Origin of the sequence: Actinomadura sp. 6K520, from assembly GCF_004349245.1 — a bacterium.
Taxonomy (GTDB): Bacteria; Actinomycetota; Actinomycetes; order Streptosporangiales; family Streptosporangiaceae; genus Spirillospora.
Window position 1 is genome coordinate 1 of record NZ_SMLC01000256.1, and the last position, 7,917, is coordinate 7,917.

The window sequence follows — 7,917 nt, forward strand, 5'->3', positions numbered from 1 at the left end:
ACCGCAAAGCGTCCGGTGAGGGGATCGTCAGGCCCCCCACCCCCCCGCATCCTCACCCCACGGGTCGTGCGGCCGTAGCGAGCGCAGCGAGCGAAGGTCGCACGACCCGCCGCACGGCGAGCCGTTTCACGAGACGCGAAGCGGATCGGGAAACGGTTCGCCGTGCGTAACGGGGGTTCCAGGGGGTCGCCCCCCTGGGCTAGCACCGTGCGCAACGGGGGGTTCCAGGGGGGTCGCCCCCCCTGGGAAATAAAGAGTGATCTGCGGGAACTCCGGGCATGATCGGAGTGTCTGATAGTCGGCGAATCAACCGAGTTCGACCGTCGTTCACCTTGGTTAGGGACAATCACTGGTATGACCGTCAACCCAGGACAGCTCCCCCAGCGGGTCGAAGCGCTGCCCGATGACCGCTTCCTCGACCGGGAGGAGAGCTGGCTCAGGTTCAACCAGCGCGTCCTGGAGCTCGCCGAGGACCCCGGACTGCCGCTGCTGGAGCGGGTCCGCTTCCTGTCGATCTTCTCCAGCAACCTGGACGAGTTCTTCATGGTGCGGGTGGCCGGTCTCGCGCGCCGGATGGCGACCGGGCTCGCGGTCCAGTCCGCGAGCGGCCGGCAGCCCCGCGAGGTCCTGGAGCGCACCGGTGTGGTCGCGCACGAGCTGATGGGGCGGCACGCCGCCTGCTTCCGCCATGTGGTCCGTCCGGCGCTCGGTGAGGAGGGCATCGACATCCTGCGGTGGGACGAGTTGGCCGAGACCGAGCAGGAGAGCCTGCGGCGGCTGTTCCGCGACCGGATCTATCCCGTGCTGACCCCGCTGGTGGTGGACTCCGCGCATCCGTTCCCCTACATCTCGGGCCTGTCGCTCAACCTCGCGGTGATCGTCCGCGATCCGGAGACGGACGCGACGATGTTCGCCCGGGTCAAGGTGCCGCCGCTGCTGCCGCGCTTCATCGAGGCGTCCGCCGACCGGTTCACGCCGCTGGAGGACGTGATCGCCGCGCATCTCGGCCAGTTGTTCGTCGGGATGGAGGTCGTCGAGCACCACGCATTCCGCGTCACCCGCAACCAGGACCTGGAGATCGACGACGACATCAGCGAGGGGCTGCTGCAGGCGCTGGAGCGCGAGTTGCTGCGCCGCCGGTTCGGCCCGGTCGTCCGGCTGGAGGTCGAGGAGTCGATCTCCGACGGCGTCCTGGACCTGCTGACCTCGGAGCTGGCGGTGGACGAGGGCCAGATCTACCGCGTCGGCGGCCCCCTCGACCTCGGTGGCCTCGCGGCCATCGCCGACCTCGACCGCCCGGAGTTGAAGTACCCCCCTTTCGTCCCGTCGAAGGAGGCGGTTCCGGAGGACGCGAACATCTTCTCCGCGATCCGTGAGCGGGACGTGCTCGTCCATCACCCGTACGACTCGTTCACCACGACCGTCCAGCGGCTGATCGAGGACGCCGCGACCGACCCGCGCGTCCTCGCGATCAAGCAGACGCTCTACCGGACGAGCGGCGACTCCCCGATCGTGGACGCGCTGATGAGCGCCGCCGAGGCCGGCAAGCAGGTCGTGGTGGTGGTCGAGCTGAAGGCCCGTTTCGACGAGCGCGCGAACATCGCATGGGCGCGCAAGCTGGAGACGGCCGGCTGCCACGTCGTGTACGGGTTCGTGGGGTTGAAGACGCACTGCAAGCTCGCGCTGATCGTCCGGCAGGAGTCCGACGGCCAGCTGCGGCGCTACTGCCACATCGGCACCGGCAACTACCACCCGAAGACCGCCCGGCTCTACGAGGACTTCGGGCTGCTCACCGCCCACCCCGAGGTCGGCGAGGACGTCAGCGCCCTGTTCAACCACCTCACCGGCTACTCGCGGCAGAGCTCCTACCACCGGCTGCTCGTCGCGCCGAACAGCCTGCGGTCCGGGCTCGTCCAGCGGATCGAGCACGAGATCGACAACCGGCGGGCGGGGCATTCCGCGCGCATCCGCGTCAAGTGCAACTCGCTCGTCGACGAGGTGGTCATCGACGCGCTGTACCGGGCGTCCCGCGCGGGGGTGCCGGTGGACGTCTGGGTCCGCGGCATCTGCGCGCTGCGTCCCGGCGTGCCCGGCCTGTCGGACACGGTGCGGGTGCGGAGCGTCCTCGGCCGGTTCCTGGAGCACTCCCGGGTGTTCGCGTTCGAGAACGGCGGCGAGCCGGAGGTGTGGATCGGCAGCGCCGACCTCATGCACCGCAACCTCGACCGCCGCGTGGAGGCGCTCGTCACCGTCACCGACCGGGCGCAGCGCGACGAGCTGCTGTCGCTCATCGACATGGCGATGGACGAGGGCACCGACGCGTGGGCGCTCGCCGGCGACGGCACGTGGACGCGGCTGCCGGGTCCGCCCGGCGAGACCCTGCGCGACATCCAGACGCATCTGGTCAAGAGCCGCCGGTGGAGGACGGTCGATGCCTGAGAGTCCGACTCCGGCGCGGGCCGAGGTCGTCCGGGCCGCCGGCGCGCTGCTGTGGCGGGACGGCCCCGAGTTCGCGGTGGTCCACCGGCCCCGCTACGACGACTGGTCGTTCCCCAAAGGCAAGATCGACCGGGGTGAGCACGTGCTGCGGGCCGCGGTCCGCGAGATCGAGGAGGAGACGGGCATCGTCGCCCGCCTGGGCCGCCGGCTGCCGACCAGCACCTACCCGATCGGCGGGCGCACCAAGCAGGTCGACTACTGGGCCGCGCGCCCGGTCACCTCGGGCATCCTCACGCCCAACGACGAGGTGGACGAGCTGGCCTGGCTGCCCGCCGACGAGGCCGAGGCCAGGCTCAGCTACCAGCACGACGTCGCCCTGCTCCACGAGTTCCTGGGCGGCCCCCTGGACACCTCGCCGCTGGTGATCCTGCGGCACGCGTCCGCCGGGGAGAAGTCGGAGTGGCGCGACGCGGACGAGCTGCGCCCGCTGGACGCCGCGGGCCGGGCCGAGGCCGCCGACCTCGCGGCCCTGCTGCACACCTACGGGCCCGCACGGCTGGTCAGCTCGGCGACGGCCCGCTGCCTGGAGACCGTCCTGCCGTACGCGCGCCGCGCGGGCACGCAGATCGTCACCGACGCGGCGTTCACGGTCGGCGCGACCACCCCGGAGCAGGCGATGGACGGGCTGCTGTCGCTGGTCGAGGACGGCGTCCCCACCATCGTGTGCACGCACGGCGAGGTCGTCTCCGAACTCGTCACCGGCCTGTGCGAGAAAATGGGGGAGAAGGCGCCGGAGGACCCGAGCCTGCGCAAGTCGGAATTCTGGGCGGCGCACCTGGCCGGTGGTTCGATGCCCGCCCTGGAACGTCACACGCCTAGAACGATGGCCCCAGGGTCTGCGACCACGTAGTGGACAGGTGGTCGCGCGCCGCCTCGGCCTCGCACTGTTCCTGGCCGTAGAGGACGCCGAGCGTGAACGCCTCCGCCGGGACCTTGGTGCGCTTGGCGGCCGTCGCCAGGTGCTCCATGGCGATCACGCCGTCCTGGTAGCCGCCGAGGACCTCCTGGATGCGCTTGGCGTCCTTGACCACCCGCTTCGCCGCCACGCCCAGCACCGGCACCGCGAGCTCCGCCGCGTACCGCGCCCGCTTCGCGGCCTTCCGGGTCTCGTGCCGCGCGACGTCGGGGTCGTCGGCGCTCTTGATCGACGCGTAGTCCTTGGCCATCCGGTCCCACGCCCGCGTGACGAGGAGGGGCAGTTCCTTGCGGGCCTTGCGGTCCGCGGCCCCGGCCAGCGGCGGATCGAGGATCAGCCGGTCGAGTTCGTCGAGGAGCGCGAAGTACCTCGGCTCCCGCAGGCTCGCGTTCATCCGCCGGTACGCGGTCCGCTCCCGCTTCTCCAGGTCCTCCACCAGGAACGCGGGCGCGTCCGCGAACCGCATGCGCAGCACCTCCAGGTCGCGGACCTCGCCGAGGACGGCGGCCAGCCAGCGCAGCTCCGGCCCCAGCGGCACGGTCCGCTCCGCGTCCAGGACGGGCCGGTAGCTGCGCAGGACGCTCCGCAGCCGCCGGACGGCGACCCGCATCTTGTGGACGGCGTCCTCTTCCTCCAGCCGCGCCTTCGGGTCGTACTCCGCGATGGCCTCGACCTGCTCGGCGAGGTAGGCGACGACGACCTCCCCGGTCGTGATGCCCGGCCCCTTGCCGTTGGACGTCGCCTCCGCGATCCGCGATCTCGCCGCGGCGCGGGCGGCCGCCGCCTTCGACGGGACGACCGCCTCGCCGAGCAGCCGCCCCAGCTTGGACGACGATTTGCCCTTCTTGGCGCCGCCCTTCCGCAGCCGCTTGCCCGCCGCCTTCAGCAGTTCGGGCGGGCCGCCCTTCAGCTCGACCTCGATCTCCCGCCACCGCTCGGTCTCGGCGTCCGGCCCGGAGCCCGTCACGAGGTCGTCGGCGACCTCCGCCAGCTCGGACCCGTCCGCCGCGCGGAGCCGGACGACCGTCCGCCTGGTCTCCAGCGTCGCGACGGGGCGCAGCTCCGCACCCCGCGTGTACGCGGCGACCAGCCCGGCCAGCCGCGCCGGGACGACCAGCGGCCTGCCCAGCGGCGCCCGCATCTCCTGCTTGCTGTCCGGGCCCGCCGGCATCTTCAGGTGCCACCCGGCGTCCGTCCCGCCCCGCCGGCGCCGCAGCGTGACGCCGTGCGCCGCCAGCCGCAGGTCGGCGGTGTCGAAGTAGCTCGCGTGCAGTTCCTGGACCTCGGGCTCCCCGGCCGCCGCCACGCCCGGCAGCCCGTCCAGCTCCGGCAGGACGAAGTCGGCGGCGGCATCGTACTTCTGCTCGACCTCAAGATGCCTCTCGGCCACGCTCTGCTCCTCATGACGACGCGACAGGGCGCACACCCCCAGGTAACAAGCATTTCACGCCAGGCTGAACAACGACAGAACGCTATTGATCACCTCGTTACGCCTCGCGCGCACTCGTGCCCCGGGGCATCTGCCGAGGGGCTCACGAGGTCAGGACGGCCCGGCAGGTCGTGACGACCAGTTCGTCCACCAGCGGTGGAGGCGGACGTCCGGCCAGCAGGTGACGCCGGACGGCGCCGTAGGGGACGTCGACCGTGGCGAAGACGGCCCGTTCCCGGTCGACGCCGGGACGGCGGGCGGTGAAGGCGTCCAGCGCCTTCGCGGCCCGCACGTTCAGCGTGCCGAGGTCGCCGGCGAGTTCGGTGGGCCACCTGGCGACGAGGTCCTGGCGGCGGTAGAGGAGCAACACGGCGGCCTGGTCCGGGTGTTCCCGGCACCATCGCGGAGTGTGCAGGGCTGCGGCCTCGGCGTCGTCCCGCGCCAGGGCTTCGATGTAGCCCTCCTGGAAGCGCCGTACCGTCCGCGTCCAGAGGGAGGCGAGCAGCAGGTCACGCGATCGGAAGCGGTGGTACAGCGACCCTGACGGAGCCCCGAGCCGGTCGGCGATGGCGGCGATGGTGGCCGCGCCGGGCCCGTCCTCCGCCGTGACCGCCAGGGCCGCGTCGAGGATGCGGGCCTCGTCGTACCTCGCCGGCCTTCCCAATGGCTTCTCCCGACGTTCTCTAGTTAGAGTGTGATTCTAGAACACTTCCTCTAAAAGGAGGGCGCATGTCGGTTTCCTCGGACGTCGTCTCCCGCTTCTACAGCGCCGCTCAAGCAGGCGACGGCGCCGCGATCCTCGCCATCCTGCATCCGGACTTCGAGGTCCACACGGCGCCGGGCCTTCCCTGCGGCGCCGGTGGTACGTTCCGCGGCCCCGAAGAGGCGCTCACCCGGGTCTGGGGCGCGGTGTTCGCCGAGTTCGACACGGCCCCCCACGCCGAAACCTGGGACGAGACGACCGGCGGGCTGATCGTGGTGACCGGCCACTACCGGGGCACCGCGCGGGCCACCGGCCGTCCTCACGAGGCCGAGTTCGCCCACCTGTGGCGGGTGACCGACGGCCGGATCTCGTGGCTGCACCAGTACACGGACACGGCCCGCTGGCAGGAGGCCCTGTCCCCGGCTCGCCCCTGAGGTGCCGTCAGCCGTCGCGGAGGGGGTACTTCATGCCCATGTGGGAGGGGCGGAAGCCGATCTTCTGGTAGAAGCGGATGGCGTCGGGGCGCTGGCGGTCGGTGGTGAGCTGGACGACGCGGCAGCCGCGGGCGCGGGCGCGGTCGATGGCCCAGTTGATCATGTCCTGGCCGAGCCCGATGCCGCGGTGGTCGGAGGCCACCCGGACGCCCTCGATCTGGGCCCGTTCGCCGCCGGTGTAGGTGAGGCCGGGGATGTAGGTCAGCTGGAGCGTCCCCGCGACGGCGCCGTTCACCTCCGCGACGATCACCTGGTTGTTGGGGTCCTTCTCGATGGCGGTGAAGGCGGAGAAGTACGCCTCCGGTATCTCGTCGCCCGGTGTTTCACGGGTGACGCCGAGGGGATCGTCCGCGAGAAGCCGGACGATCTGCGGCAAGTCCGCCACCGTCGCCTCGCGGAAGGTCACTTCTTGATCACGCTTCACACGTAACAGGGTATCCGGACGCTAAGTTGCAACGTTCACGCACCTCTTGTAGTACTACGGCTTGTAGTACTACGTTGAGTGGGACCACCCCGACTAGCCGAACTGCCCGGTGGTCTCTTCGCCGCGCAGGGAGATGCCATGAATCATGACGAGAACGAGGAGCACTGGAGCGACCACGCCATCTGTCGCGGTGCCGATCCGGACCTGTTCTTCCCGATCGGTTACTCGGTACCGGTGCTCCAGGCGCAGGAGGAGGCGGCCAAGGCCATCTGCGCGAACTGCCCCGTGAAGGCCGAGTGCCTCGCCTGGGCGCTGCGGGTCGGCGAGCCCGACGGGATCTGGGGAGGGACGACGCCGGAGGAGCGCCGCTACCTGCGCCGCACGGCCGACGCCCCCGCCCGGCGCCCGCTGCCCGTCATCGTCGTCCGCGGCGACGCGTCCGAGTCGGAGCACGCCTCGGCCGCCTGAGAGAGCCGTTCAGGGGAGCAGGGCCACCTTGCCGACGACGCGGCGGTTCAGCAGGTCGTCGAGGACCTGGGCCGTCGAGGCGAGGGGCTCGGTACGGGGAGCGACGGGGGCCAGGCCGCCCTTGGCGACCATGGCGAGAAGCTCGTCCAGCAGGCGGCGCTGTTCCAGGGGATGCGTCATCGACCAGGCGCCCCAGTCGACGCCCACGATCGTGCGGTTGCGCAGCAGGACCTGGTTGAGCGGGAGGGACGGGATGTCCCCCGACGCGAAGCCGATCACGATGTAGCGGCCGCCTTCGCGGAGTGCGCGCAGCGCCGGTTCCGCGAGGCCGCCGCCGACCGGGTCGTAGACGGCGTCCACTCCGCCGTCCGACCATTCGCGGGCGGCCGCCTTGACGTCGTCGGCGCCGCTCAGCGCGGCCTCGGCCCCGGCGCGGCGGGCGGCCTCCCGCTTGGCCGGCGTGGAGGCGACCGCGAGCACCCGGACGCCGAGGGCGGTGGCCACCTGGATCGCCGCCAGCCCGACTCCGCCGCCCGCGCCGAGGACCAGGAGCGTCTCGTCGCGGCGCAGGGCGGCCCGGTCGCGGAGGGCGAACAGCGCGGTGCTGTAGCTCTGGGTGAAGGTGGCGGCGCGCGGGAAGTCCAGCCCGTCCGGGATCGGGACGGCCGCGGCGGCGGGCACGGCCACCCGCGTCGCGAAACCGCCCAGCCCGCACATGGCGAGGACCCGCTCCCCGGTCGGGAGCGTGCCCGCGACCTCGCTGCCCGGGACGAACGGCAGCGGCGGCTTGATCTGGTACCGCCCGTGGACGAAGAGGGCGTCCACGTAGTTGACCCCGGCGGCCGCCACGGTGACGAGGACCTGGCCCGGCCCGGGGACGGGCGGCTCGGCCTCCCGGACGGCGACGGAGCCGAGTTCCTCACAGATCGCTGCGCGCATCCGTCCAATATGCCGGAAGCGGACGCGGGGGCCGGGCGTGGGGGC

General features: G+C 71.9%; 8 protein-coding genes. 4 read left to right on the forward strand and 4 right to left on the reverse strand.

What is annotated here, in order from left to right:
• Positions 1 to 354: 354 nt before the first annotated feature.
• Together E1289_RS34910 and E1289_RS34915 are read left to right on the forward strand one after the other, a co-directional pair.
• Entirely contained in the window at positions 355 to 2,439 is a 2,085-nt protein-coding gene (locus E1289_RS34910; protein ID WP_131988008.1) for an RNA degradosome polyphosphate kinase, read from the forward strand.
• On the forward strand, positions 2,432 to 3,349 hold the full coding sequence (locus E1289_RS34915) for an NUDIX hydrolase (protein WP_131988010.1): 918 nt from the start codon (positions 2,432 to 2,434) through the stop codon (positions 3,347 to 3,349). The genes E1289_RS34910 and E1289_RS34915 overlap by 8 nt, the downstream gene beginning before the upstream one ends.
• On the opposite strand, the gene E1289_RS34920 is transcribed toward E1289_RS34915, so the two are convergent.
• Positions 3,315 to 4,805, reverse strand: a complete 1,491-nt coding sequence (locus E1289_RS34920; protein ID WP_131988012.1) for a CYTH and CHAD domain-containing protein — start codon at positions 4,803 to 4,805, stop codon at positions 3,315 to 3,317. The two genes, E1289_RS34915 and E1289_RS34920, sit on opposite strands and share 35 nt — an antisense overlap.
• Before the next feature lie 142 nt (positions 4,806 to 4,947).
• A complete protein-coding gene (locus E1289_RS34925) occupies positions 4,948 to 5,508 on the reverse strand; it encodes a TetR/AcrR family transcriptional regulator (RefSeq protein ID WP_131988014.1) in 561 nt (186 codons plus the stop codon).
• Between the two features lie 65 nt (positions 5,509 to 5,573).
• Between E1289_RS34925 and E1289_RS34930 the strand changes: the two genes are divergently transcribed.
• Positions 5,574 to 5,981, forward strand: coding sequence for a nuclear transport factor 2 family protein (locus tag E1289_RS34930; RefSeq protein ID WP_131988016.1), 408 nt, complete (start codon positions 5,574 to 5,576; stop codon positions 5,979 to 5,981).
• Positions 5,982 to 5,988: 7 nt separating this feature from the next.
• Here the strand turns inward: E1289_RS34930 and E1289_RS34935 are convergent, their stop codons facing one another.
• Positions 5,989 to 6,447: a GNAT family N-acetyltransferase gene (locus E1289_RS34935; RefSeq protein WP_131988022.1), complete on the reverse strand. Its 459-nt coding sequence runs from the start codon at positions 6,445 to 6,447 to the stop codon at positions 5,989 to 5,991.
• 156 nt (positions 6,448 to 6,603) lie between these two features.
• On the opposite strand from E1289_RS34935, the gene E1289_RS34940 reads away from it, so the two are divergent.
• Positions 6,604 to 6,933: a WhiB family transcriptional regulator gene (locus E1289_RS34940; protein ID WP_131988018.1), complete on the forward strand. Its 330-nt coding sequence runs from the start codon at positions 6,604 to 6,606 to the stop codon at positions 6,931 to 6,933.
• Positions 6,934 to 6,942: 9 nt separating this feature from the next.
• Here the strand turns inward: E1289_RS34940 and E1289_RS34945 are convergent, their stop codons facing one another.
• Positions 6,943 to 7,872 carry an NADPH:quinone oxidoreductase family protein gene (locus E1289_RS34945; RefSeq protein WP_131988020.1) on the reverse strand — a complete coding sequence of 310 codons (930 nt, stop codon included), beginning with the start codon at positions 7,870 to 7,872 and terminating at the stop codon, positions 6,943 to 6,945.
• Positions 7,873 to 7,917 lie beyond the last annotated feature (45 nt).